Source organism: Acinetobacter sp. 226-1 (assembly GCF_030329325.1).
In the GTDB taxonomy this organism is placed as follows: domain Bacteria; phylum Pseudomonadota; class Gammaproteobacteria; order Pseudomonadales; family Moraxellaceae; genus Acinetobacter; species Acinetobacter sichuanensis.
This window is the reverse complement of sequence record NZ_JACANU010000002.1, coordinates 511,207-537,096: the sequence shown is the minus strand read 5'-3', so window position 1 is coordinate 537,096 and position 25,890 is coordinate 511,207. Positions and strand designations below refer to the sequence as shown.

Below are 25,890 nucleotides of genomic sequence, written 5' to 3'. Positions count from 1 at the left end.
ATTTTTTTAAATATTTTATCGGATCACTTGACCATTGTCGCATTCAATTGCAACATGGAACAAAGCCAATACGAGATTGCAGTCAATGACTTACCACTATCATGATGAAAGTATTATTAAAAGTTTAGCTGAAGATACGGTTTTTGTTTTTGGCAGTAATCTCGCGGGCACACATCAAGGCGGTGCAGCAAAAATCGCCTATTTACATTTTGGTGCGATGAAAGGTGTGGGACGAGGTTGGTCAGGTCAAAGCTTTGCGATTCCCACAATGAATGAACATCTACAACAAATGCCTCTATCGCAAATTGAGCATTATGTAGATGACTTTAAAATTTATACAAGAAATCATCCTAAAACGAAGTATTTTATTACGGCTGTAGGTTGTGGTGTTGCAGGCTATAAAGTTGAAGAAATTGCCCCTATGTTCAAAGGTATTTCTCATAATGTTATTTTTCCGAGTTCTTTTAGACCTTTTGTAGAAAAAACTTTACCAAAACTCACTCAACATTTACTCCACGCATTTATTCAAGAAGATATTATTTTTAGTGAAGATCTGGATCAGGCTTTACAAAATTTACAACTCACAGAAGCTGAAAAAAGTTTAGCTAAAATCGTGATTAATACACCAATGTATCCAACCGATAGTAATGGTCGTGATCGTAGTTATGAAATTAGTGATATTTTAAATACACTGAGCCATAAAAATGTTTTACAACTTGATATTCAAAGCGATGCAGCTAAAACTTTAGGCGGCGTCATTTTAGCTTTGTTAGAGTTATATCGCCTCAATGAAAGCGATTTTATTGACATTTGGAACGGGCAAAAAAACATCACGCCGCCTAAGGCAGAAAATAAAGCAAAACGCTGAGGTGATCAAATATGGAAGAAGTCGATTTATCAATCTTTGATCTATCCCCCATTCCAATGTGGTTACAAGATTTTAGTGGTATCCGTAATTTTTTTGCAGAATGGACAGCGCAAGGGATCATCGATATTGAACAATATTTATTAGAAGATCCTAATCGTTTTCGTGAATGTTTGGCATCTATTCGAACTTTACATATTAATAAAAGTTCACTCGATTTATATGAAGCAAATAGTTTAGAAGAAATTTTAGAAAATTTTTCAAAATTCCATTTTGAAGAAATTACGATACATCAAATTAAATTTTTTGTGGGCTTATGGGTAAAAAATGATGGTTCCATTATGCCAGCTGTAAACTACACATGCTCAGGTCGACAGATTGATGTGCAACTTCGAGCAAATATTATAGAAGGTTTTGAAAATTCATGGAAATATGTTTTATTAACAACTGATGATATTTCACAATATCAAAATGCTCGACGTTTTGCAGAGTCATTATTTATCCATTCACCGACTGCACTTTGGGTGAAAGATTATAGTACAGTTAAAATATTATTTGATCGCTTACAACAACAAGGCATACACGACTTAAAACAATATATTAGCCAACATCCTGAGTTTTTAAGTATATGTTTTCAAAGTGTTCGTTCTATTGATGTCAATCAAGCTTTATTAACCTTATTTAAGGCAAACAATAAACAACATTTTGATCAAAACACACATTTTTTATTTAGTGAAAATAGTCAACAGCATTTTCAAGATGAATTATTACATTTATGGCAAGGGCATTCTCATTTAGAGCGTGATTGTGAATATAAAACTTTAGAAAAACAATCCATTCATGTGAGAGAACAATTAATGGTTTTTCCAAATGCGGTAAATACATGGGATACCATTCAAATTGCTTATACCGATTTTACTGCACGTAAAGAGTTAGAAACTTATTTACATTATCTGAGTCATCATGATGAACTCACTCAACTTTATAATCGTAATTTCTTTAATGCTGAAGTAAAAAGACTGCAAATAGAATCAATACTTCCAACAGCATGTATTTATTTAGATATAAATGGTTTAAAAACAATTAATGATTTAAAAGGTCATCATTGTGGTGATTTATTATTAAAACGCTTTGCCAATATTTTACGTCAAGCCACCTTAAATACGCATTATTCTGTATCTCGTTTAGGCGGTGATGAATTTGTGATTTTGATGCCTAGCGCAACAGAAGCTATGGCTTATCAATTATTAAGTCAAATTCAAGCTGATATTATTAAAGATAATATTGAACATCCTCATAGCTTAATTAGTGTTGCTTATGGTGTAGGCTGTACTGACACAGAACCCAATATTGAAACCTTAATAAAAATGACTGACCTTGATATGTATGAGCAAAAAAACTTGTACTATCAAAATTACCGCTCTTGATCCTTTAAAACACTTATTACGTGATTTATCAAAATTCATTCAGTCTATTTCTAAAAATACTTTTTGTAATTTTGATGTTTATTTTTAAATTTAAAAAATACACATAAATCCGATAAAATGTGACATAAAATGCATTTTCAAAGATAAATAACTTTGCTATCACGTTATATTTAATGCTATATTTCTCTATTATTTGACTAACCAATATAAATGTTAGGAATATAAAATGGCGATTTTAGAATCATCAATTTTTGATTTATCCCCTATTCCTATGTGGTTGGAAGACTATAGCGAAGTCAAAAAACAGTTTGATTTATGGAAAAGCCAAGGCGTTACCGATTTAAAAAGTTTCCTAGAAGAAGATTTAAGTCGTGTTACCTTATGTGCTCATAAAATTAAAATTATTAAAGTAAATCCTAAAACTTTAGAAGTATTTGAAGCAGTTGATTTAGAACATTTATGTCAAAATTTAGCCGTCATTTTTCAACAAGAAATGTTTCAATCGCATATTTCTGAACTGGTTGCATTGTGGCAAGGTCAAACTGAATTTTCGAGCACCACAACAAATTATACAATTTCAGGCAAAAGACTCGATATTAAATTAAGAGGTGTTGTTTTACCTGAAGCATATCAAGATTTAAGCCGTGTTTTATTAACAACAGAAGATATTAGTGATTATCAAAATGCATGTCGTTTAGAAGAAAAAAATCGACGTTTGGCTGAATCTCGTTTTATTTATTCTCCTACTTCATTATGGGTAGAAGATTTTAGTCGAGTTAAAATGCGGCTTGATCAATTACGTGCTTTAGGTATTGAAGATTTTGTGACTTTTTTAGATGTTCATTCTGATTTTATTAATCAATGTGTCGACGATATTATTTTACTTGATGTCAACCAAGCCACTTTAGATTTATTTAAAGCACCAAATAAAGAAACACTGTTTAAAAATTTAGATAAAGTTTTGTCTAAAGAAATGCACCAAACTTTTCGCGAACAATTAATCGAACTTTGGAATGGCAATATTCACCATCAACGTGAAGCAATAAATTATGCACTTGATGGCTCAATTCGCCACGTTCTACTCCAGTTTACCGTCTTTCCGGGTTATGAACAGGATTGGGGTTTAGTACAATTAGCCTTAACAGATATTACTGCCCGTAAAAAAGCAGAAAGTTATTTAGAATATTTAGGAAAACATGATGTATTAACCAAACTACATAATCGTTCTTTTTATACTGAAGAAATTAACCGTCTAGAACGTAGTTTAGTTCGCCCAATTTCAGCCATTTATATCGACATGAATGGATTAAAAGAGATTAATGATCAACTTGGTCATGATATTGGGGATGGTTTATTGCGTCGCGTAGGCAATATATTAAATAGAGCAATCACCAATACTAATTTTTCAGCTTCTCGTATTGGAGGAGATGAGTTTGTTATTTTAATGGTCGGTGCAAATGAAGCAGCCGTTGAAACATTTCGATTAACGATTGAAGAACTCTTACATATTGATAATCAATATTATGCTTCACAACCTATTTATATTGCACTGGGTTATGCAACCATTCAGAAAAATGAAACTGTCGAACAAATGCTTAAACGTGCCGATCAGTTAATGTATAAAAAGAAACAGGCTTATTATAATGCTTAATGTAATTTAAACTTTAAAGACACACAGAATTCATTGGTCAAATCTAAGTATAAAAAAACAGGCTTAAGCCTGTTCCTTCTAGCGTTTACCCATCGAGCGACGAGTACCACGAGGTGGCATCCAAGTCCGATCTGCATATTGTTGAGGTTTTGGGCGCATTCCCTCTACATCTTCATCAGCAGGTTTGGCATCATTGGCTTGTTTCACTGGGAAAGGTAACTTTGCCACAGCTTTTTTTTTGGGAGTATTTGGGGTATTCATGAGACTTTCTCAATTTTAACTGCGCATATTGTACGTAAATTTTTTAGATGATGCGAGTTTTGCACTTATGCCCATCTCATTTGTATTTTATTGATACATAAATTTTGGATTTTCGTGCCTTTTTAGTCAATTTGCACACTTTTTAAACGACGACTTATTTATTTTTAAGCTATGATAGTGTGCTTTTTATTTTTAAATCCCTATAAGAAGGAATACTGCCGTGGACGTACGTCTCTCTGATCGTGTAAATGCCATCAAACCGTCTCCAACGCTTGCTGTGACCAACAAAGCTGCTGAATTAAAAGCGGCTGGCAAGAATGTGATTGGCTTGGGCGCAGGCGAACCTGATTTCGACACCCCACAACACATCAAAGATGCAGCAATTGCCGCAATTAATAACGGTTTTACCAAATACACTGCTGTAGACGGTACGCCTGGGCTGAAAAAAGCGATTATTGCCAAATTAAAACGTGACAATAATCTTGACTATGCAGCAAACCAGATTTTGGTTTCTTGCGGTGGTAAACAATCATTCTTTAACTTGGCGCTTGCTTTGTTAAACAAAGGCGATGAAGTGATTATTCCTGCGCCATTTTGGGTAAGCTATCCAGATATGGTGATCATCGCTGAAGGCGTTCCAGTGATTGTAAAATGTGGTGAAGAACAACGTTTTAAAATCACCCCTGCTCAGTTGGAAGCAGCAATTACTGACAAAACCCGTTTAGTGGTTTTAAACAGCCCATCGAACCCTACAGGTATGATCTATACTAAAGCTGAACTTGAAGCTTTGGCTGACGTTCTACGTAAATACCCAGAAGTTTATATCGCTTCTGATGATATGTATGAACCGATCCGTTGGGATGACGAGTTCTATAACATTGCAACTGTAGCGCCTGATCTTTATGAGCGTACTATCGTTCTAAATGGTGTGTCTAAAGCCTATGCAATGACTGGCTGGCGTATTGGCTATGCAGCGGGTCCTGCTAAATTGATTGGCGCAATGAAAAAAATCCAATCACAATCAACTTCAAACCCAACTTCTATTTCACAAGTTGCTGCTGAAGCTGCATTGAATGGTCCTCAAGATGTACTTGAGCCAATGATTGAAGCATTCAAACGTCGTCATGACTTAGTCGTCAATGGCTTAAATGAAATCAATGGCATTTCTTGTTTACCTGCTGATGGCGCATTTTATGCATATGCAAATATCCGTCCATTGATCCGTGCCAAAGGTTTAAAATCTTGCACAGAATTCTCTGAATGGTTATTGGAAGAAACTGGTGTTGCCGTTGTTCCTGGTGATGCATTCGGTTTAGGCGGTTTCATGCGTATTTCTTATGCAACTGCGGATGAAGTACTTGTAGATGCGCTTGCTCGTATCAAAAAAGCAGCTGATTCAATTGAAGGCGTAGATGCTGCGATTGCTTCTATTGCTGCTGAAAAATAATCTGAATATTTAATATCAGATTTAAAAAAACCCGTAGAAATTGCGGGTTTTTTTATTATTATTTTTATATCAAAATACCAATATTGATGAGAATAAAGCTCTGATTTTAATGTTGCACCGCTTTTACAGCGCTATTTTTTGACACTGCAAAAATCACCAAAAGAATGCCACAGAGCACAATAGCCGATGACAAAATAACTCTAAAACTGACACTTTCCCCAATAAACAAAGAACCACCCAAGATGGCTAAACAAGGCACTGAAAGTTGTACTGTACTGGCTGTAATCCGATCTATTTTTTTAACAATTGAATACCAAAGAATATATGCTCCGCTTGAGGTCAGCCCACCTGAAACCAATGCCAGCAAAATCCCTTGTAAATCAAAATGCATGGATTTGAAAAAAAATAGTGCTGCCAATAACACCAAAGGCGTTGCGACAATAAAGTTGGTTAAGGTACTGTTAAATGAGTTTTCTGCTGTTTTACCTAAAATACTATAAGCAGCCCAAGCGATGCCAGAAATGATCATCACCATTGAGTAAAGCAAATCTGGTGCATGCGCATCTGGTAAAAGTAATAGGATAATTCCAGCAAGTGCGAGGATTAAACCAGAACCTTTCTGTAGATTAATTTTTTCGCCATTTAAAAGCCCATAAAACACCATGGTCAATTGTACTGTTCCAAATAATAATAATGCTCCAACTCCAGCATCAATTTTTACATAGGCAACGGAGAGCGCAATAATATAAAGTGCAAGAAAAAAACCATCTTTAAAACGCCAATGCAGTGATATTTTTGTTGTTGATTGACTTGCGCTCACTAAAAATAAAATCCCCAGTACAACTGCGCCACTCAATACACGTAACAAACTAAAACTCATCGGATCAATATGATTTTGTGCTAAAGCGAGTCTACATAACACTGAATTTGCGGCAAAAGCCAACATTGCAATGGTTATTTTAAAATACATAAAATTCCTTTTTTGCTTTATTCTCTCTATATTTTAATGATTACTCATCTTTAAAATATAAGTTGAAATATCACTGATATCCATTTCAGTTTTAAAACGTCATTGCCATTTTTTTATTTAAATATAGAGGTGATTAAATAAAAAAATGCCTAATAAATACTATTAGGCATTCATACAAAAGGAAAGTCTATTTTATTATTTAGTCAAATATAAATACTTCGTTAAGCGACAGCACGCTCCTCTATTGGTAGCACTTTACGCAATTCATAACCCGTATAATCCGCACTTGGACGAATAATACGGTTGTCTGCACGTTGCTCCATCACATGCGCAGCCCAGCCTGTTACACGGCTCATCACAAAGATTGGTGTAAATAGTTTCGTTGCGATATCCATGAAGTGATAAGCAGATGCATGGAAGAAATCTGCGTTACAGAATAATTTCTTCTCACGCCACATCACTTCTTCACAGCGTACAGATACTGGATAAAGCACTGTATCGCCAACATCTTTCGCTAATTTTTCAGACCAAATCTTGATGATGCCATTACGTGGATCATTGTCTTTATAGATCGCATGACCAAAGCCCATGATCTTTTCTTTACGCTCAAGTTTGCCCAACATTTCACATTCAGCTTCTTCTGGTGACGTCCAGTTTTCGATCATTTCCATTGCAGCTTCGTTTGCGCCGCCGTGGAGTGGACCACGTAGTGAACCAATCGCACCTGTGATACATGAGTGCATGTCTGACAATGTCGAAGCACATACACGCGCTGTAAATGTCGATGCGTTAAACTCATGCTCAGCATAAAGAATCAACGATACATTCATCACTTGTTCATGGAGTTCGTTTGGTTTTTCACCACGAAGTAAATGCAAGAATTGAGCGCCGATTGAATCATCATCGGTATTTTCTTCGATACGCACACCATCATGGCTGTAGCGATACCAATAGCAAATGATCGCTGGTAAAGTCGCCAAAATACGGTCTGCAACGTCTTGCTGTTCATCAAATGATTTTTCAGTTTCGATGTTACCAAGCATTGAAACACCTGTGCGCATCACATCCATTGGGTGTGAATCCGCAGGAATACGTTCTAATACTTCTTTTAATGCTTGTGGTAATGAACGCAATGATTTGAGTTTTGCTTTATATGCAGCAAGTTGTTCTGCTGTTGGCAATTCACCAAAAAAGATTAAGTAAGCCACTTCTTCAAACTGGCAATTTTCAGCAAGGTCTTGTACATCGTATCCACGATAAGTTAAGCCTGCACCGCTTTTACCCACGGTTGATAATGCTGTTTTACCTGCAACTTGCCCACGCAGTCCTGCGCCTGTCAGTACTTTACCTTCAGCCATTTTTTATTTTCCTTCAGTGAATAATTTGTCTAATGTATTTTCAAAAGTGTGATAATCAAGGAATTCGTAGAGTTCTTTGCGCTGTTGCATTTTGTCCAGTACGTTGACTTGTGTACCGTCTTTACGAATCGCTTGGAAGACTTCGAGCGCTGCTTTTTGCATCGCACGTGTTGCAGACAATGGGTAAAGCACCATTGAAATGCCTTGTTCGCCCAATTCTTCAGTGGTGTAATATGGTGTATCACCAAACTCTGTGATATTTGCCAATACTGGTACACCGACTGCATCACACACAGTTTTATACATGGTGATGTCAGTCATTGCTTCGGCAAAAATCGCATCTGCGCCTGCTTCTACACATGCACATGCACGGTCAATCACAGCTTGTAAGCCTTCTTTTTGTAATGCGTCAGTACGTGCCATCACCACAAAGTTTGAATCTGTTTTTGCATCAACAGCAGCTTTGATGCGGTCAACCATTTCTTGTTGGGTCACGATTTCTTTGTTTGGACGGTGACCACAACGTTTTTGTGCCACTTGGTCTTCAATATGAACAGCGGCTGCGCCTGCTGCGATCATTTGTTTTACAGTACGTGCGATGTTAAATGCACCGCCCCAACCTGTATCGATATCGACCAATAATGGTGTATCAACACGTTCGGTAATACGACGAACATCTTCTAATACGTTGTCTAAGCTGGTCATACCTAAGTCAGGTAAACCATAAGAATAGTTTGCAACACCCGCACCCGAAAGATAAATCGCCTTGTAGCCGACTTGTTTCGCCATCATTGCTGCATAAGCGTTGACTGTACCGATAATTTGTAATGGTTTTTCCACTTCCAGTGCTTGTCTAAATCTTAAGCCTGCAGACGTTTCTTGTGTCATATTCCTTTCCTTGATCATTTGTTCAATGTTTTAAAACCAAGTGTTTTGGCACTCTATTTTGAATCAACATTTTGCAAATAAAATACTCACTCAGTTTCCAATAAAACTGATCCATACATTTCACGTAAATCTTTCTTTAAAATCTTACCTGTGCCACCAATTGGAATTGCATCAACAAAAATCACTTTGTCTGGAATTTGCCATTTGGCTATTTTGTTATGGTAGTAGTCCAATAGATCTTGTTCTGTCACAACGCCATGAGCAGATTTTTTTGCAATCAATACAGGACGCTCATCCCATTTCAAATGCGTGGCAGCAATGACCGCGACCATGTCGATGTCAGGATGTGCAATTGCAATATTTTCAAGCTCGACCGATGAAATCCATTCTCCGCCCGATTTAATCAAGTCTTTGGAACGATCTGCAATGTTCATATAGCCATCTTGATCTAAAGTGGCAATGTCACCTGTATCAAACCAACCATCTGTTGTGAGCGCCGATTCATCTTGACCAAAGTAGGTATCGACAATCCAATGTCCTTTAATCTGTAAATTACCTACACTACTTCCATCACGTGTAATTTCTGTTGTGCCATTTTCCTGTTCACAAATCCGTAATTGCACACCATAGGGCGGACGTCCCTGTGACAAGCGTACTTGATCTTGTGCAGCATCATCCAATTGCGCATGTTTGGCTTTAAGCTGATTGATTACACCCATCGGGCTTGTTTCAGTCATGCCCCATGCATGAATGGTTTCACATTGATATTTTTCTTTAAAGGTTTTAATCATTGAAGGTGGACATGCTGCACCGCCTACAACATTGCGTTTTAAACTGCTCAGTTGACTGCCCAATTGCTGTGCTGCATTGAGCAAACCTTGCCAAATGGTCGGCACACCTAAAGCAGTGGTCACCTGAAAATCATCAATCAGATTGACCAGACTTGTACCGTCGAGCATTGGACCCGGCAATACCAGACTCGCTCCAACCATTGCTGCGGCATAGGGTGTACCCCATGCATTGACATGGAACATCGGCACGACAGGTAAAACACGATCATTTGCAGATAAGCAAAATGAATCAGGCAAGCAACTTGCATAACTATGCAAAACAGTTGAGCGATGGCTATATAGCACACCTTTAGGATTCCCTGTTGTACCAGAGGTATAACATAATGAACTCGCTGAATTTTCGTCTAGTTTTGCCCATTCAAATTGTTCAGATTGGGGCTGAATCAGATCATCATAGAACTGAATGTCAGGGAAAATTTGAGCGATGTCTGCATCATAAGCATCCAAACAAATAAATTGTTTGACCTGCGGAATGCTGTCTTTAATTGACAAGACTAAATTGACGAATGTTTTATCAAAAATCAGCACTTGATCATCTGCATCATTGATAATAAAACTGAGTTGCTCAGGGAACAGGCGTGGGTTAATGGTATGACAAATCAAGCCACTGCCTGACACCGCATACCAAGTTTCCAAATGACGATGGTTGTTCCATGCAATGGTTGCCACACGATCGCTTGCAGCTAAATTCAATGTTTGTAAATAATTGGCAAAGCGTTTCGAGTTTTGGGCAATATCGCCCCAAGTTGTTTCAGTGATTGTGCCATTGGTATTTTTTGAAATAATGGCAGTATCTGCATGATAAGTTTGCGCATGTTCAATTAAACCACTGATCAGCAAGGGCTGAAACATCATATTGCCATACATGGAAAATATCCTTATTTCCGAATTCGCAGAAATCAATTTTTTTAAATTTCAGTGTCAAAGCACTGTGAGTATGTTTTTTAAATTAGCTGATTTTTTCTTTTATTTTTTATCATTTGACGACTCGAATTTATCTTTTCGACACATTTCGGTTCTTTTTTAGGAGGTTTTTTAAATACTGCCCAACTTTAAAAATTAATTTCCCCACTAAACACGATGTATGCATTACCCATAAAAATGTCTAATCATGTTTAAAAAAAGTATGCTAATAACATTTCGCATTTAATCCCAATACAAGCTGTAAAATTAAATTTAACGGAGTGGTGCTATCTCAGGCGACATGGATGTCGCCGTTGGGTAAGGGCGATAGGGACATCCCCTTTACCCAACAAAGGATTTTTGTTACTTTTTATCCTTAAAAAGTAAGGCATTGCCTACACAAATGATTTTGAATTTTTCAATACGAATGGGGCAGTGCAAAATATTATTCTACTAATTTCCTCAATAATCAAATCAGCATACATTTTAGAAAACTACCAAATACCTTATTCTCTATTTAGAAAATAAGGCATCTAAAAATTAATCTAAGTATAAATGGTGGAAATTCTAAAACTGCATTTTAAAGACCAAAGATGCAAAATCACGATCATCCAATACACTAAAATCGTTATTGCCAAAGAAATTGGTATAGGAAAGTTCAGTCACATACTTTTTCTGATAAGTTGCAGAAACGCCTGCACTGAGCGCCATTTGCCCTTCCTGAAAGTTAGGACCATAACCTTTGACATCGTGACGGAACATCAGACTTGGTGAAACTGTGGTATCTGCAAGCAAGTCATTATAATTGAGAGCACCACGTAAACGATAACCTGCTGACCATTCCTCAAAAAAGCCCTTATCATTACAATACTTGGCATTTAAATCACGGATTTCCGCATCTGACAGTTGCGCAGTTTTTGGCGAAATACAATAGGTTTCGACTTTGTCAGGATCATAAGCCGCTGTGGTTAAACCACTACGTCCAAATGCGCCACTGCGCCCAAAATGGTATTGATCCGTATCGCCAATGTGATTGACACCCAACTCACCCACCAACGACAAAGCACTTGCACCCAAAACATTCGGAATTGTTGTCGCAGCCCCTAAGGTAAACTGTGTAACGGGGACTTCAGCAAAACCATTGATCCGTTGCCCTAATTTTAAAGTTTCACCCGGTGCTGTGATCGGTGTGTCATTATACAATGCCTGCGCATAGACCATATCGGTACTGTTAAAGTGCAATGGCATGTTTGGCTTATAATTTAACTCACTGAAAATAGAAGTTTTTCCAAATTTTCCTGCAAAACTTAAACCATACATTTCAATGTCTTCAGGATAAACAGATACAATGCGTGCTGTATGATAATTGGCGGCTCCCGGCTCAGACACCACCACGCCATCAAAATGCATCATTCGACTATGGTAATTGGCATAATACGCTCCGATTTCAGCATTATTTAAACTTGGGATCGTGTGTTTAATCGCAAGACCATATTGACCACTGTTTTTGGCATATTCACTTGGTAAACGCGCCACAGTAAAGTCTAAAGGTCCATTCATTGCCTGATCAGAAGTAAAGCCCGGACCGCTGATGAGTAAAGGACCACAATTTTCTGCAAAGACATCGGAGACTTCAAAAAAAGTTCCACAGCCATCAACAACCGATGGACGGAATTTGAACTGATAAAAACCTTCTACTTTGGTTTTATCACTCAGACCTGCCACAAAAGAGAACATCTCTACAGGAATAATGCGTTCTTTGACATCTCCACCCGGACGGTTAAATGCAGCATAATCAAAGGCACTGACAGAGTTGATGCCATTATGAAAAAACTGTGATTTCCCCCAATTTAAAGCATGTTTACCTAATTTCAGGTCTAAACTTCGATCTTGATCAAATTTAAAATTTTTCCAAATATAAGCATCCCAAAGATCAATGCCTTTGAACTTCACCAAACGAGGCCAAGCCGAATCATCAAATTCAGTAAAATCGCCTTTGCCTGTTTCATAAGCATGGTCATACCAATATTTGGCACTCAACACAGCGCCTTGATCTTTACCATTTAAGCGAAATTCAGTTAAACCTTTAATGACCTGTGAAATGGCATCTCCTTTTTCAAAGTTGGTACGTCCGTTATCACCATTAATGTCAATACTTGAACCGTCTTTACCAATACTCATGGCATCAGGTTTATATAACAATGCTCCGTCAGGATCGGCTGTACTCCAACTTTGCCCAATACTTAGACTTGTATTGCTTTCGAGTTTCCAATCTTCATTTAAGTCAAAACTCACTGCTGAAGCCTGAGACATCAGACACGCCAAGCCCACGCTTGCACAAAGTTGAGTCAACTTAAAAACAGGCAATTGGATATTTTTACAGGTGAAAAAATGCCGAACCATATCATCTCCCTATCGATATGATGTGTTTTAAATTATTTTGCTGTGATCGTCCTGATCATCAACAAAACCATAAATTGTTGTTGTATAAGTCTTTTTACTGCATGAATATTTAAATCAATACATCTTTGGCATCGGCTTAAAATGGATTAAACCGATGCAGTTTTAAAATATTTAGGATGCTGAAACGACAGGCTGTTGCAGACGATCCAACTCAGCAATAAACTGAGTCGCTGCTGACCAAGGTCCAAAACCTGCCGCAGGGTTCATATGTCCGACTTGCCCAAGATTGACCAACTGACTGCCCCATGTATCAGCCATCGCTGTGACGGCTTGTAGACTTGCCAAATAATCATTGTCACTTGCAATTACAATGCTTGGAAATGGCAAAGCCTGTTGCGGCAAAGGCTCCCATCCTTCCTGACGCAAACTCTCAGGACTTGGATAATTGTCCGGCCAATCCTGATTTAAGTCGGGTGGCGTAACCAATAATGCGCCTTGAATCTGTGTCGATGTATGTTGAGCTGCCCAATGTACGGTCATCAGCACGCCTGCGCTGTGTGCCACCAAAATCACAGGACCATCAATCTGATCAAGTTCTGCCTGAATACGTGCCACACGATTGGCACAACTCAACTTATCGGTTTCCGCAGGAGGTACAGCACGCACTTTACTGAGCTGTTTGACTAAATGGGTTTGCCAATGTTCTTCCACATGATCACGTAAACCGGGAATAATTAAAATGGTTGCCTTTGTGTCGATTTTTTCCATCTTTACACCTTGAGCATCATGCTCGTTGAGGACAATAATTGATCGCAAATCTTCATCCACAATAAAGGCTCGGTTTGTGCAAAAATGCACTTCAGGCGACAGTCATTTTTCATTTCATGACACATTGTATAAATCAATTAATTTCAATAAAGAAAACTGAAAATTTATATTTATATAAAAATCAATAAATACAGTCAGATGGTGTAACTAACGATGAATAGGGACTTTCAGAAAAATGCTAATTTGGTTATAAATATACTGTTCATCAGGATGATGAAACCAAGAATAAGGAGATAATTAATGGTGCCTTTGGTGCATAGCACAGTTTTAAAAAATTATGTTGGCGTGATGCAACAATTAGAGCTGAACGCGTACCATTTATTATCCAATGTCGGTCTGAATCAAAATCAGCTCAGTGACAGTAAACAGCGTATTCCTGTAGAAAAAGCCATCGATTTATTGGAACAATCTGCCCGTTTGAGTGGTTGTGATGTGTTTGGTCTGTATATGGCAGAACAACGTGAACTGTCTGACTTTGGTGAACTCAGTCTATTACTCAGTTATCAGCATAATTTACGTGATGCGCTGAACACGATTAATCGTTATCGTAATTTACTGAATAATTCGCTCGCACTTTATATTGAGGAAGTCGGTAATACGGTGATTATCCGAGAAGAAATTGTCACCATGAATTCGGGCTACAGCCGTCAATCCATTGAGCTTGCATTAGGCATTACGCATCGTTTATGTGCTGCCTTACTTGCCAATAAATGGCGTCCACTCAGCATTCATTTTACCCACAATGCGCCACAGGACTTGTCGGTACATCGTCGAATTTTTGGTTGTACGCTCGAATTTGGCAGTGAATTTAATGGCATTGTCTGCACCACACATGACTTGGATACGGCAAATCCTCAAGCCAATCTTGCCATGGCAAATCATGTTCAGCGTTATCTCGATATTTTGCCAAATAATGGTGAGTCTTCGATTATTTTTGATATTCGCAAAAGTATTTACCTGTTGTTGCCAATGGGACGTGCCACCATTGAGCAGGTTGCGATTACGCATGGGGTAAATGTACGCACCTTGCAACGTCGCTTGGAGGCGGTTCAAACGAGTTTCAGCGATCTTGTGAATGATGTACGGCGTAACCTTGTTTTTCGCTATTTAAAAAATTCCAATTATTCATTGGGTCAAGTCTCTGATATTTTAGGCTATTCCATGCCGAGTTCATTTACCCGTTGGTTTATCAGTCAGTTTGGTATGGCGCCAATGACTTGGCGTAATATCAATAAAGCCATTTTGGAATAATCAATCTGACTATAAAAGTAAAAGGCTTTCAATCCATGTTGAAAGCCTTTTTTATTACATTTCAATGATATTTAATCCTCATCTTCTCCAAAAGAAGAAGGGATTGACCATACTCATTTCTCTATCAGATCAATTAGAACAACCAATGCATCAGGGTCAAAACCAATAAAATCAAGAATACTGTTTCACCAATCATCAATAAAATCGGTTTCATTCCCACAGAAGCCAATTCTTTCAATTGGGTTTTCATGCCTAGCGCACTGATCGCAATCACCAGACACCAACGAGATAAATCATTTAAACCCGTTTGTACGATTGTTGGTACCCAACCCGTACTATTAATACACGCCAATACTAAAAAACCAACTGCAAAAAATGGCAATAAAGGCGGACGCTCTCCTGTTGCGTCATTGCCCTGCATACGGGTAATCATGGCTGCACAAATAATCACAGGCAACAACATCGCAACACGCATCAGCTTTACAACTGTTGCCGTGTCACCCGTTTCAGTCGACATGCTATAACCTGCACCCACTACTTGCGCCACATCATGAATGGTTGCACCTAAAAATACACCTGCTTCAATTGGTGACAAATTTAACCATTTGGCAATCATGGGATAAACAATCATGGCGAGCGTGGACAGCGCAGAAACACCGATCACTGTAAATAAAGTCGCCTTTTCTTTTTGCGGATGATTTGGCAATGCAGCGGAAAGTGCCAAGGCTGCCGAAGCGCCACAAATGGCTGTTGCACCACCTGTCAACATGCCAAAAAACTTATTAAAACCAAGTGTTTTTGCCGCAATCACTGAGGCTGAAATGGTGATTGCAACCAAACTGATCACCAACACAATCGGTTGCCAACCAAGTGCAGTAATTTGTCCAAGCGTAATCCGCATGCCGAGTAAAGCAATCCCGATACGCAGCACCGTTCGAGCAGTAAATTCAATGCCTGCCTTGCATTTACCATCAGCAGAAAGGAAATTCAGCCCCATTCCCAACAATAAGGCAAATAACATGACAGGAGCGCCATAATGTTCCGACAAAAAACAGGCTGCTGCTGCCACGACTGCACTGACAATAAAACCGGGTAAAAGTTCTTTACTACGTTGGTGGGCATTCATGAGTGCATTAGCCATGTGCCTCTCCTGAATCTAAAACAATAAAGACCTGACCTTCAACCTGTTCAACAGGATAGGAAGCGACTTTCATGTGCGCAGAATTGAGTAAATAACCACTTTCCAAATCAAAACGTAAACCATGCGCACAGCACTGAATCACCTGACCTTCAAGTTTGCCACCAAATAAAGAAGCGCCTTGATGCGGACAACTGTCATCAATCGCATAGAGTTTTTGATTGACATTAAACAGCGCAACAAACTTTTCCCCAAGCTGTAAAAAGCTCCGTTGACCTATGGCGGGAACTTTTTCATGAGGTACCTGAAAACGTAAACTCATACACACTGTCCTTGTGTTTCAAGTGCATCCAACATAGCTTGATACAGCACCGCAGCAGGCTGTGCACCTGCCATGGCAGAACTGCCATCAAAAACAAAATATGGCACCCCTTTGCCGCCTGTATTGGCAGATACAAAGGAAATATCGGTTTGATTTAAAATCGGGCTGACTGTTTCTTCGGCAATGCCACAGTACACCGCAATTTTCTGTAATGTCGCAGGATCACTGATATTTTCTGAATGATGAAAATAAGCGGAAAATATACCTTCCAACAAACGATCCTGCTGTTCAGGACTCATACGTCGGGCAGCATTTTTAAAAAAATGATGTGCTTTTGCGGTATTCGGCATGCGTGGAATACGTTCAAAATCAATCTCCACCCCAACAGCCTGTGCTGCCTGACGCACTTGAGCCTGACGCATTTTGACCGCAGTGCTTGTACCCAGACGTTGCAAATAAAATGCTTTAAATGGAATACCTTCTTCCGCAATATGCGGCAATAACTGCACACCGCGCCAATGCAGATTCACCGTGACATCGGGATGACTCTGTTGTAATAAATAAATTGCTTTTTGCAATTGGCGCTTTCCAATCAGGCACCAAGGGCAAATAAACTCAAAAAAGACATCAATATTTAAATTACGCATATTTTACGCATCCAATTTCTGTTGCTGTGTTGCAGTTGGAGGCAGTAAGCCTTGTTCAGTTAAACGCTGAAGATCGTGGTGATAATGGCGTTTTGCATAGAAAAATACCGCAGCAGACAAAATACTCATGAGTGGCATAAGCTGAAATGCATCATGCAGACCCACATGATCCGATATTTTCCCAATCACCAAAGGACCTAAAGCCATACCCAATAGATTATTGGCAATGGTTAATGTGGCAAAAGCAGAACTATGCACTGAGGTGTGTGTGAGGTTTGCCACCATCGCAGTGGATGGACCATTGGTTCCAATCACAATAAAAATGCCAAGACACAGTAAAATCAGTTGCAATGTTCCCGCAGGCAGAGCAAAAGCAAGAGAAAGTAACAGGCAACTGCTTAAACAAAAAGTAATTGCCAAACTGGTTTTTCGATCTGCACGTTCACGTCCCAGACGGTCACATAACATGCCGCAAATGATCGTACCCACTGCGCCACCAAGCACAATTAATGCCGCCAAAATACCTGCTTTATCGGTTGGCATAGCATAGTAACGATTGAGATAACTCGGCATCCAGACAATGATTGCACCTGCAACAAAGAGCTGTAAGCCACTGCCAATATAGGTTGAAACCACTGTTTTAGATGTGTACAGGGTTTTCAAGGCATTTTTGACTTTCAGCGGTTTTTGCTCAGTGTTGTAAGCTTGCCCTGTAGGGTTGATTTTTTTCTCTTTCACCACTATCGGGTACAAAATGGCAAGCACCAAACCAAAAATAGCCATGCCAGCAAATGCCCAGCGCCAGCCAAAATGTTCAGCCAATACGCCGCCCAGTGCCATACCCAAAAATGAACCACACATACCGCCAGCCATAAAGGCACTGGCTAAGGTTGCACGCATTTCCCGTGGAAACGCTGCCATAACCACAGCAATACCCACACTGCCATAGGCTGCTTCACCAACGCCCACCAAAAAACGGGCTACAAACATGTGACTATAACTTTCAGCCAAGGCACAACCCAAAGTTGCTAGGCTCCACAGCACAGCCATAAATGCTAAGCTTTTGACACGACCAAAACGATCTGCCAGGAAAGATAATGGCAGTGTCAATAATCCGACCATCAAAGCCACAATCCCACTCAGCCAACCCAACTGGCTGTCCGTCAGTGCCCATTCAGCTTTTAGTAGGGGAAAAACTGCATTCAACACCTGTCTGGACATATAGTCCGAAATCAGTAAGCCAAATGTCAGGGCAAAAACAATCCATGCGTAGCGACGTGAAACACCGACTGATGAATCAACAGCAGTGGCTTCAGCTGTATAATGATGCATACCCATGCAACCTCCTTGTGTATTGTTATAATTTTCTGCTTTGAACCGCCAAGGGATTACGCTTGAAAATCAAACCGTAATCCCCTGGTTTTTGCACAACATCTGAGTTAAAACTCCATTTAACTCAAGATTTGATTAACGCTGTGGTACACCTTTTTGACCCGCTTTGCGGTTTGGTGCCATACCATTGGCCAATAAGGTTTCTTCAATGGTGTCGTACTGTACACCAATACGGTAAATTTCACGTGCTTCTTTACCATTTGCCACTTCACGACCTAACTCATGTGCAATACGCACCGTCTGTTTAATCTGCTCGACCGAAGAGAAACGCTCACCTTTATGATCGATAATCGTGTCTTCATTCCCCACACGGGCATGTAAACCCATTGCCATTGAGATGGTATTCAACGGTAAAACATTCTTCAGCAATGATTCAGAAGTTAAAGTACAACCATCTGGTACACGATGGACAAAATTGAAGAAGTTGAATGGATTTGGACCGTCAAAGCCACCACCGATCCCGATCCATGTCAGGTTCATTGGTCCTTTATATAAGCCCTTGCGTACAAGACGCTCCAAGGTTTCCAATCCGTGCATTCCTGTCAGTTGGAAATGTGGTTGAATCCCATTGGCAGCTAGACGTTTTAAATGTTCAATCAGCCATTCAGGACCCGCAGGAACCGTCATTTCAGCATACGCTGCTTGAATAGCAGGATGTTCAAGTGAAGTGCCTTTTAAATATTCTGGATACAACAATTCCATAATATTCATTTGCGTGGTGTTGACCGCCACTGTGACCTGATCTGGCTTAGGATCAAGTTCTGCCAGTTTATGACGGGTGTCATCACTCAGCCATACTGCCGCTTCACCTTCAGTTTCTGGTGCAAAAGAAATCGAACCACCCACCTGAATAATCATGTCAGGCACTGCGGCACGAACACCTGCAATCAGTTCATTAAACTTAGACAAGCGTTTTGAACCTTTGCCATCCAACTCACGCACATGCAAATGTAGTACACTTGCACCTGCCTCATAACAGTCGACAGCTTTCTGGATTTGCTCTTCCATCGTGACAGGAATGTCTTCCGGGAAATCTTCAGGCATCCACTCTGGACCATATGGCGCAACGGTAATAACCACTTTTTCCATGTTTTCTGGGTGCAAAGAATCATCAAAAAATTGCATGTGCATCTCCTATGCATTTTTAAACTAAAGGTAAATATTTGAATTTAATGGATGGACTGCAAGATCAATAAGTCGCATCACCAATAATGCCCGCGCGTTCCATTTTGCGATGACAGGCTGGATAATCCATCACAGCATAATGCTGAGTACTGCGGTTGTCCCAAATCGCAATACTGTTCGGCTCCCAGCTCCAACGCACCTGATATTCAGGGATGTTGGCTTGTGTAATTAAATAACGCAGCAGTTCGCCCGCACCTGGGTTGGCATCCTGACCAAAACGTACACGTTCCTTGGTGTGGTAATTACTGAAATGGGTTGCAAAAGCATTGACATACAGGATTTTTTCGCCTGTTTCAGGATGTGTACGCACCACGGGATGCTCTGCATCGGGATACTGTGCTTTGAGTGCCAAACGTTTTTCAATGGGCATAGCTGCACCAAAACTCGCCTCAATACTGTGATAGGCACGTAAATCTGCAATTTTGGTTTTAATTTCCTCAGGCAAATTTTCATAAGCCATCACCATATTGGTCCACATGGTATCACCACCGACTGTTGGGCATTCCACACAGCGTAGTACGGCCCCCATTGGTGGAATCTTGCGCCAGCTGGCATCGCTGTGCCATGAGTTTTCATAACGATCAATCGGGCTGTCTGGGCTTTTATAAATCTGTACCAACCCTGGATGATCAGGATGACTACCTACGGCTGGATGGTCTTCCAATTGTCCAAAACGCTCAGCAAAAGCCACATGTTCTGCACGAGTAATATCTTGATTTCTCAAAAATAGAACACGATGTTTCAGCAGATTTGAATGAATTTCAGAAAATAAACCATCATCGTGAATGGCATCTGCCAGATTAACGCCATGTAGCTCTGCACCAATACTGCAGGTTAATTGTTCAACTTGCATAAGAAATCCTTTTCAACCACAAATTTAAATCACAAAAATAGACGAGCCAGTTGTTTTACGTGCTTCAAGGTCACGATGTGCCTGAACTGCATCCTTGAGTTCATAGCGTTGGTTAATTTCAATTTTGATACGACCACTTGCCACATGATCAAACAATTCATCTGCAAGTGCTTTTTTCTCAGCAGGATCAGCAATGTAATCTGCCAATGCAGGACGAGTAATAAATAAAGAACCCTTCATTGCCAGTAATACAGGATTAAATTCTGCAATCGGACCTGAGGCTGTACCCACACATACCATCAGACCACGACGTTTCAATGAATCAAGCGATGACATGAAAGTATCTTTACCGACACTGTCAAATACGACATTGACCCCAACGCCATTGGTGAGTTCACGAACACGCTCTGCCACATTTTCATGACTATAATTAATGACATGATCACAACCATGCGCACGGGCAATCACGGCTTTCTCTTCTGAAGAGGTCGTTCCAATTACGGTTAAACCCAATAATTTCGCCCATTGTGAAACGATAAGCCCTACACCACCTGCTGCGGCATGCAATAAAATGGTATCGCCAGCTTTAAAGTCATAAATACGACGCATTAAATAAGCTGAGGTTAAACCACGCATCGTCATTGCTGCGGCTGTTTCACAGGAAATACCTTCTGGTAATTTGATCAGTGCATTGGCAGGCACTAAGCGTTCTTCGCTATATGCACCTAAGGTATTGATAAAACCTGTATAGGTCACACGATCACCTACCGCAAAGTCTGTGACACCCTCACCGAGTTCTTCAATAACTCCTGATGCTTCTACACCCATCCCATTTGGCATTGGAATCGGATAAGTCCCATTGCGGAAATAGATATCTGCATAGTTCAGACCCACCGCCACATGACGCAGACGAACTTCTCCTGCTTTGGGTGATCCAACTTCGACTTGTTCAAGTGTTAAAACGTCTGGTGTTCCGATTTCATGAAAGCGTACTGCTTTGGTCAATGTCATTGTCCTTTCCCTATTTTGCTTATTTTAAGTGCTCAGTGCATAGAGCAAAACTACAATACTCTGCCTGAATGCCCTTTACATTTCATGACACCTACTTGTCATTTTGCGACATTTAAATTTAAGTATTTCTGATGAGCTCATTGAAAAAAATGCTTTAGGAAAATGACTAAGCTTAAAAAAATGAAGTGTGTTATTTGCAAACCCATGCAGTTTGATTTTTGAAATGCGTTTATGTTTAAAAAATACTTAGGCTATTTAAATCAAATCATATAAAAGTCTTCACAATAAATCGTCTCTTTAGAGCTATTTATAAGATTTAATATCAGTTGAATTTTCTTTTAAAATAAACATGAAGATCGGACTACAATACAACACACATACTTTTTAAATGGCTTGAAATTTATTATGACACTCAAACAACTCAAAGCCTTTTTGGTGCTTGCCCGTGTTTTAAATTATGCCAATGCCGCCGATGAACTGTGCCTGAGTCAGTCCGCCTTAAGTTTGACCATTAAAGCTTTAGAAGAAGAATTGGGCGGAAAATTATTTAAACGTACCACTCGTTTGGTCAATCTGACCCCTGAGGGACAATCCTTAATTCCCTATGCCAAAAAATTACTCGCCAATTGGGAAGACATGGAAAAAGATGTCAAACAACGTTTTCAGTTGCATCGTGGCAACTTAAATATCGCCTCCATGCCTTTCGCCACGCATACCGTTTTACCTGCGATTTTGCATGAATTTTCAAAGCAACATCCAAATATTAATTTTTCCATTCATGATGTGCCCAATGAAAAAATTATTGAAAAAATTCAAGATGGTATATTTGAAATTGGGATTTGTTTCGAGCCACAATTTCATCACCAACTGGTGTTTAAACCTTTGTTTAAAGAAGATTTTGTTGCCGTTGTTCCCAAAGATCATCCATTGGCACAACATCCATCCATCCGTATGGCAACGCTGTGTAGTTACCCATTTGTGACTTTACAAAAACCATCCATCGTTCGCCATGTGATTGAAGAATGCTGCATACAAAACAACTTGGTTTTGGACTTAAAACTGGAATGTCATCAGATCAGTTCGCTGTCCCATTTTGTTGCTTATGGTATGGGTGTCAGTGCAATTCCACGACATTTTCAGCAATTTATTGATTTAAAAAATAATGTCATCGTTGAAATCACTGAAGGCAATGTACAGCTTAATTTAGGCTTAATGTATAAAAAAGATACGGAACTTTCACATATTTCCGCGCAGTTTATTGAAGTCATTACTGCATATTCATTTTAAACAAGCTGCATGCATTTACACACGGCTCAATCCATTTTGCTGATTAATGAGTTTTGCTCATTAATCCTTTAAATCTTTCAATTTCTCATGCGCTCCCTGCAATGCTAATAATAACTAAAAGGACATGGAGTCAGCACAATGAATAAAGTGGTTGCCAATGCACACGTTGCTTTAGCAGATTTGGTCAAAGATCAGCAAACTATTGCTGTAGGTGGTTTTGGCTTATGTGGCATTCCTGAAGTTTTAATTGATGCCCTGATGGAAACTGGCGTGACAGGCTTAACCTGTATTTCCAACAATGCAGGTACAGACGGTATAGGCTTAGGAAAATTACTCGCAAGCAAACAGATTAAAAAAATGATTTCATCTTATGTCGGTGAAAACAAAGAATTTGAACGTCAGTTTTTACAAGGCGAACTTGAAGTTGAACTGACACCACAAGGCACATTAGCCGAAAAACTCCGTGCAGGGGGTGCAGGTATTCCTGCATTTTATACCCAGACAGGCGTTGGTACGCTGATAGCAGAAGGCAAAGAAGTCCGTGAATTTGATGGAAAACCTTATATTTTAGAACCCTCACTCACTGCGGATCTTGCTTTGGTCAAAGCCTATAAAGCAGATAAATCTGGCAATCTGGTGTTCCGTAAAACGGCGCGAAATTTTAATCCTGACTGTGCTATGGCAGGAAAATTCACCATTGTCGAAGTGGAACAGATTGTTGAAATTGGTGAAATCGACCCTGATGATATTCATTTGTCTGGCATTTATGTCAACCGAATTGTGCTCAATGCCAACCCTGAAAAGCGCATTGAACAAATGACCTTAAAAGCAGTGGAGGCTTAAAACATGGCTTGGACACGCAATGAAATGGCACAACGTGCCGCACTTGAACTGGAAGATGGTTTTTATGTCAACTTGGGTATTGGTCTGCCGACGTTGGTTGCCAATTATATTCCTGAAGGCATTAATGTGTGGTTACAGTCGGAAAATGGATTACTTGGTATTGATGAATTTCCAACGGCTGAAACAGTCGATGCAGACTTGATCAATGCAGGTAAACAAACTGTCACTGCTCGTCAGGGAGCTTCATTTTTCTCAAGCTCTGAATCTTTTGCCATGATCCGCGGTAGTCATGTCAATATTGCAATTTTGGGTGCAATGGAAGTTTCTGAAACAGGTGACCTTGCCAACTGGATGATTCCCGGCAAAAAAGTCAAAGGCATGGGCGGTGCCATGGACTTGGTGGCAGGCGTTAAAAAAGTGGTGGTTCTGATGGAACACTGCGCCAAAGATGGCAGTCCAAAAATCGTGCCACAATGCACATTACCTTTGACAGGACAAGCTGTGGTCAGTCGAATTATTTCTGACTTAGGCGTGATTGATATTACCCCACAAGGTTTGAAACTGATTGAACTTGCCAAAGACGTTAGTCTTGCTGAAATACAGGCTGCAACAGGTGCAAGTTTAAATATTGAAGATTTAAAAGTGGCTTAAACTTTTAGAAACCCTCCAATAGTACTGATCTTATCCCTCTTTTTTAAAGTAGGGATAAATCATATTTTGCTCAATAATTTTCATAACCTTAAAATAAAATGAATACCGCAAGTTAAATTTCTGATATTGCATTTTTACCAAGACGAATTACTTTTGCCTTTAAAAAAGTCAGCTCTTCATACTGATGTGTCACATAAATCATCGGTAAATCAATCTCATCTTGTATCTTTTTTAAAAAAGGTAAAATTTGTTGTTTTAAATGCGTATCTAATCCTGTTAAAGGCTCATCCAATAATAACAACTCTGGCGATGACAATAACGCTCGACCAATCGAAACACGCTGCGCTTCCCCACCCGACAATTGATGTGCTTTACGAGTTAATAACTTTTTAATTTCTAATAATTCTACAATCTGCTCAAAGCTAAATTTACGTTGCGATGCTGTTAAACATTTTTCTGCATAGACTAAATTTTGTTGTACATTCATATGGGGAAATAACAACGCATTTTGAAAAACCAATGCAATTTTTCGTTGGTACATTGCAATATTAATCTTCCTTTCACTGTCAAACAGCGTTTGACCATTAAATTGAATAAAACCCGCACTTGGTTGCAATAAACCCACTAAACACTTTAAAAAGGTACTTTTCCCACTCCCTGAAGCACCGACAATACCCAGTAATTTTGTATGTTGTTCCAGTTTAATTTTCAAGTGAAAATCAGCATATTGGTATTCAAAATCACAACGCAACATAAACTCAACCTTTTAGTTTTTGTTGATATTTTTGTAAAATAAAATAATTCGCAATCAAAGCACTCAATGCCAAAACTAACGACAAAACCACTAAACGGATCGCCATTTGTTCACCTTCCGCTTGTTGTAAAAAAGAATAAATCGCTATCGGAATGGTTCTGGTTTCATCAGGAATATTACCCACAAAAGTAATGGTCGCACCAAACTCGCCTAAACTACGACTAAAACATAAAATACTGCCAATCACGATACCGGGTAATGCTAAAGGTAAACTAATCGTTAAAAATACTCTTTTCGGACTTGCGCCCAAACTGCCTGCAATCTGTTCAAACTGTTGATTAATTAATTGAAAAGATAAACGTATCGGTTGCACCATTAATGGAAAAGCCACAATCATTGAAGCTAAAACAGCACCTTTCCAATTAAAAGCAAGCTCAAAACCGATTTGATGCAAATAACGCCCAATCCAACCATGTTGACCAAATAAAACCAATAATAAATAACCCAATACAACAGGTGGCAATACCATTGGAAGTTGCAACAGCGCTTCAACTAAGAATTTGAATTTAAAATCATAACGCGCTAAATACCATGCCAAAGCCACCGCAAAAGGTAAACAAAATAGCGTAGCAAATAGAGCAACTTTGGCAGAAAGATAAAGCGCGCTGAGTTCTTCTGGACTTAATATCATCATCATTTGCGCT

The 25,890-nt window shown here is 39.3% G+C and carries 24 protein-coding genes; 8 read left to right on the top strand and 16 right to left on the bottom strand.

All coding sequences use genetic code 11. From position 1 onward, the window contains the following. Positions 1–85 precede the first annotated feature (85 nt). From HX124_RS05990 to HX124_RS05980, 3 genes are all read left to right on the top strand, one after another. Complete coding sequence (locus HX124_RS05990) at positions 86–868, top strand: A1S_2505 family phage non-structural protein (protein WP_286382281.1); 783 nt, start codon at positions 86–88, stop codon at positions 866–868. Between the two features lie 11 nt (positions 869–879). Next, positions 880–2,292 carry a GGDEF domain-containing protein gene (locus tag HX124_RS05985; RefSeq protein WP_286382261.1) on the top strand — a complete coding sequence of 471 codons (1,413 nt, stop codon included), beginning with the start codon at positions 880–882 and terminating at the stop codon, positions 2,290–2,292. 226 nt (positions 2,293–2,518) lie between these two features. Then, positions 2,519–3,943, top strand: coding sequence for a sensor domain-containing diguanylate cyclase (locus HX124_RS05980; RefSeq protein ID WP_286382260.1), 1,425 nt, complete (start codon positions 2,519–2,521; stop codon positions 3,941–3,943). Between the two features lie 78 nt (positions 3,944–4,021). Here HX124_RS05980 and HX124_RS05975 read toward each other — a convergent pair whose 3' ends face one another. Beyond that, on the bottom strand, positions 4,022–4,204 hold the full coding sequence (locus HX124_RS05975; RefSeq protein ID WP_286377331.1) for a hypothetical protein: 183 nt from the start codon (positions 4,202–4,204) through the stop codon (positions 4,022–4,024). 220 nt (positions 4,205–4,424) lie between these two features. Here HX124_RS05975 and HX124_RS05970 point away from each other — a divergent pair, with 220 nt between their 5' ends. Beyond that, positions 4,425–5,651 (top strand): pyridoxal phosphate-dependent aminotransferase, encoded by a 1,227-nt coding sequence (locus HX124_RS05970; protein WP_286382259.1) that lies wholly within the window; start codon positions 4,425–4,427, stop codon positions 5,649–5,651. Positions 5,652–5,757: 106 nt separating this feature from the next. Here HX124_RS05970 and HX124_RS05965 read toward each other — a convergent pair whose 3' ends face one another. From HX124_RS05965 to HX124_RS05940, 6 genes are all read right to left on the bottom strand, one after another. Then, positions 5,758–6,621, bottom strand: coding sequence for a DMT family transporter (locus HX124_RS05965; RefSeq protein ID WP_286382258.1), 864 nt, complete (start codon positions 6,619–6,621; stop codon positions 5,758–5,760). 221 nt (positions 6,622–6,842) lie between these two features. Then, positions 6,843–7,979 carry a bifunctional 2-methylcitrate synthase/citrate synthase gene (gene prpC / locus HX124_RS05960; RefSeq protein ID WP_286382257.1) on the bottom strand — a complete coding sequence of 379 codons (1,137 nt, stop codon included), beginning with the start codon at positions 7,977–7,979 and terminating at the stop codon, positions 6,843–6,845. A 3-nt stretch (positions 7,980–7,982) separates the two neighbouring features. Then, entirely contained in the window at positions 7,983–8,867 is an 885-nt protein-coding gene (gene prpB / locus HX124_RS05955) for a methylisocitrate lyase (RefSeq protein ID WP_286382256.1), read from the bottom strand. A gap of 86 nt (positions 8,868–8,953) precedes the next feature. After that, the gene (locus HX124_RS05950) at positions 8,954–10,585 is read right to left on the bottom strand and encodes a long-chain-fatty-acid--CoA ligase (protein WP_286382255.1); all 1,632 of its coding nucleotides are present in this window, start codon (positions 10,583–10,585) and stop codon (positions 8,954–8,956) included. A gap of 603 nt (positions 10,586–11,188) precedes the next feature. Then, entirely contained in the window at positions 11,189–13,024 is a 1,836-nt protein-coding gene (locus HX124_RS05945) for a DUF1302 domain-containing protein (protein ID WP_353619582.1), read from the bottom strand. Between the two features lie 171 nt (positions 13,025–13,195). Next, entirely contained in the window at positions 13,196–13,792 is a 597-nt protein-coding gene (locus tag HX124_RS05940) for an RBBP9/YdeN family alpha/beta hydrolase (RefSeq protein WP_286382254.1), read from the bottom strand. Positions 13,793–14,092: 300 nt separating this feature from the next. Here HX124_RS05940 and HX124_RS05935 point away from each other — a divergent pair, with 300 nt between their 5' ends. After that, positions 14,093–15,103 carry an AraC family transcriptional regulator gene (locus tag HX124_RS05935; RefSeq protein ID WP_286382253.1) on the top strand — a complete coding sequence of 337 codons (1,011 nt, stop codon included), beginning with the start codon at positions 14,093–14,095 and terminating at the stop codon, positions 15,101–15,103. Positions 15,104–15,236: 133 nt separating this feature from the next. Here HX124_RS05935 and HX124_RS05930 read toward each other — a convergent pair whose 3' ends face one another. The 7 genes from HX124_RS05930 to HX124_RS05900 form a co-directional block, all read right to left on the bottom strand. Then, the gene (locus HX124_RS05930) at positions 15,237–16,244 is read right to left on the bottom strand and encodes a YeiH family protein (protein WP_286382252.1); all 1,008 of its coding nucleotides are present in this window, start codon (positions 16,242–16,244) and stop codon (positions 15,237–15,239) included. Next, positions 16,237–16,563, bottom strand: coding sequence for a Rieske (2Fe-2S) protein (locus HX124_RS05925; RefSeq protein WP_286382251.1), 327 nt, complete (start codon positions 16,561–16,563; stop codon positions 16,237–16,239). The genes HX124_RS05930 and HX124_RS05925 overlap by 8 nt, the downstream gene beginning before the upstream one ends. After that, positions 16,560–17,210 (bottom strand): DsbA family oxidoreductase, encoded by a 651-nt coding sequence (locus HX124_RS05920; protein WP_286382250.1) that lies wholly within the window; start codon positions 17,208–17,210, stop codon positions 16,560–16,562. The genes HX124_RS05925 and HX124_RS05920 overlap by 4 nt, the downstream gene beginning before the upstream one ends. A 3-nt stretch (positions 17,211–17,213) precedes the next feature. Further along, a complete protein-coding gene (locus tag HX124_RS05915) occupies positions 17,214–18,548 on the bottom strand; it encodes an MFS transporter (RefSeq protein WP_286382249.1) in 1,335 nt (444 codons plus the stop codon). Between the two features lie 129 nt (positions 18,549–18,677). Further along, positions 18,678–19,727 carry a beta-keto acid cleavage family enzyme gene (locus HX124_RS05910; RefSeq protein ID WP_107006640.1) on the bottom strand — a complete coding sequence of 350 codons (1,050 nt, stop codon included), beginning with the start codon at positions 19,725–19,727 and terminating at the stop codon, positions 18,678–18,680. Between the two features lie 64 nt (positions 19,728–19,791). Further along, a complete protein-coding gene (locus HX124_RS05905; RefSeq protein ID WP_286382248.1) occupies positions 19,792–20,640 on the bottom strand; it encodes a TauD/TfdA dioxygenase family protein in 849 nt (282 codons plus the stop codon). Positions 20,641–20,664: 24 nt separating this feature from the next. Next, the gene (locus HX124_RS05900; protein ID WP_286382247.1) at positions 20,665–21,651 is read right to left on the bottom strand and encodes a quinone oxidoreductase family protein; all 987 of its coding nucleotides are present in this window, start codon (positions 21,649–21,651) and stop codon (positions 20,665–20,667) included. 405 nt (positions 21,652–22,056) lie between these two features. Between HX124_RS05900 and HX124_RS05895 the strand changes: the two genes are divergently transcribed. The 3 genes from HX124_RS05895 (at position 22,057) to HX124_RS05885 (ending at position 24,432) form a co-directional block, all read left to right on the top strand. Then, positions 22,057–22,938, top strand: coding sequence for a LysR family transcriptional regulator (locus HX124_RS05895; protein WP_286382246.1), 882 nt, complete (start codon positions 22,057–22,059; stop codon positions 22,936–22,938). 138 nt (positions 22,939–23,076) lie between these two features. Next, entirely contained in the window at positions 23,077–23,781 is a 705-nt protein-coding gene (locus HX124_RS05890; protein WP_286382245.1) for a CoA transferase subunit A, read from the top strand. A gap of 3 nt (positions 23,782–23,784) precedes the next feature. Continuing rightward, positions 23,785–24,432, top strand: coding sequence for a 3-oxoacid CoA-transferase subunit B (locus tag HX124_RS05885; RefSeq protein WP_286382244.1), 648 nt, complete (start codon positions 23,785–23,787; stop codon positions 24,430–24,432). Between the two features lie 112 nt (positions 24,433–24,544). Here the strand turns inward: HX124_RS05885 and HX124_RS05880 are convergent, their stop codons facing one another. Together HX124_RS05880 and modB are read right to left on the bottom strand one after the other, a co-directional pair. Further along, positions 24,545–25,186, bottom strand: a complete 642-nt coding sequence (locus tag HX124_RS05880; RefSeq protein ID WP_286382243.1) for an ATP-binding cassette domain-containing protein — start codon at positions 25,184–25,186, stop codon at positions 24,545–24,547. A 4-nt stretch (positions 25,187–25,190) separates the two neighbouring features. Further along, entirely contained in the window at positions 25,191–25,874 is a 684-nt protein-coding gene (gene modB / locus HX124_RS05875) for a molybdate ABC transporter permease subunit (RefSeq protein WP_286382279.1), read from the bottom strand. Between the last annotated feature and the right edge of the window lie 16 nt (positions 25,875–25,890).

Excerpts from the sequence above, each read along its gene's own strand:
- HX124_RS05890 (WP_286382245.1), top strand. The coding sequence starts at position 23,077 with ATGAATAAAGTGGTTGCCAATGCACACGTTGCTTTAGCAGATTTGGTC.
- HX124_RS05930 (WP_286382252.1), bottom strand. The coding sequence starts at position 16,244 with ATGGCTAATGCACTCATGAATGCCCACCAACGTAGTAAAGAACTTTTA.
- HX124_RS05900 (WP_286382247.1), bottom strand. The coding sequence starts at position 21,651 with ATGACATTGACCAAAGCAGTACGCTTTCATGAAATCGGAACACCAGAC.
- HX124_RS05965 (WP_286382258.1), bottom strand. The coding sequence starts at position 6,621 with ATGTATTTTAAAATAACCATTGCAATGTTGGCTTTTGCCGCAAATTCA.
- HX124_RS05880 (WP_286382243.1), bottom strand. The coding sequence starts at position 25,186 with ATGTTGCGTTGTGATTTTGAATACCAATATGCTGATTTTCACTTGAAA.
- HX124_RS05885 (WP_286382244.1), top strand. The coding sequence starts at position 23,785 with ATGGCTTGGACACGCAATGAAATGGCACAACGTGCCGCACTTGAACTG.
- HX124_RS05950 (WP_286382255.1), bottom strand. The coding sequence starts at position 10,585 with ATGTATGGCAATATGATGTTTCAGCCCTTGCTGATCAGTGGTTTAATT.
- HX124_RS05990 (WP_286382281.1), top strand. The coding sequence starts at position 86 with ATGACTTACCACTATCATGATGAAAGTATTATTAAAAGTTTAGCTGAA.
- HX124_RS05915 (WP_286382249.1), bottom strand. The coding sequence starts at position 18,548 with ATGGGTATGCATCATTATACAGCTGAAGCCACTGCTGTTGATTCATCA.
- HX124_RS05920 (WP_286382250.1), bottom strand. The coding sequence starts at position 17,210 with ATGCGTAATTTAAATATTGATGTCTTTTTTGAGTTTATTTGCCCTTGG.
- HX124_RS05945 (WP_353619582.1), bottom strand. The coding sequence starts at position 13,024 with ATGGTTCGGCATTTTTTCACCTGTAAAAATATCCAATTGCCTGTTTTT.
- HX124_RS05985 (WP_286382261.1), top strand. The coding sequence starts at position 880 with ATGGAAGAAGTCGATTTATCAATCTTTGATCTATCCCCCATTCCAATG.
- HX124_RS05980 (WP_286382260.1), top strand. The coding sequence starts at position 2,519 with ATGGCGATTTTAGAATCATCAATTTTTGATTTATCCCCTATTCCTATG.
- prpC (WP_286382257.1), bottom strand. The coding sequence starts at position 7,979 with ATGGCTGAAGGTAAAGTACTGACAGGCGCAGGACTGCGTGGGCAAGTT.
- prpB (WP_286382256.1), bottom strand. The coding sequence starts at position 8,867 with ATGACACAAGAAACGTCTGCAGGCTTAAGATTTAGACAAGCACTGGAA.
- HX124_RS05905 (WP_286382248.1), bottom strand. The coding sequence starts at position 20,640 with ATGCAAGTTGAACAATTAACCTGCAGTATTGGTGCAGAGCTACATGGC.
- HX124_RS05910 (WP_107006640.1), bottom strand. The coding sequence starts at position 19,727 with ATGCAATTTTTTGATGATTCTTTGCACCCAGAAAACATGGAAAAAGTG.
- HX124_RS05925 (WP_286382251.1), bottom strand. The coding sequence starts at position 16,563 with ATGAGTTTACGTTTTCAGGTACCTCATGAAAAAGTTCCCGCCATAGGT.
- HX124_RS05975 (WP_286377331.1), bottom strand. The coding sequence starts at position 4,204 with ATGAATACCCCAAATACTCCCAAAAAAAAAGCTGTGGCAAAGTTACCT.
- HX124_RS05940 (WP_286382254.1), bottom strand. The coding sequence starts at position 13,792 with ATGGAAAAAATCGACACAAAGGCAACCATTTTAATTATTCCCGGTTTA.
- HX124_RS05895 (WP_286382246.1), top strand. The coding sequence starts at position 22,057 with ATGACACTCAAACAACTCAAAGCCTTTTTGGTGCTTGCCCGTGTTTTA.
- HX124_RS05935 (WP_286382253.1), top strand. The coding sequence starts at position 14,093 with ATGGTGCCTTTGGTGCATAGCACAGTTTTAAAAAATTATGTTGGCGTG.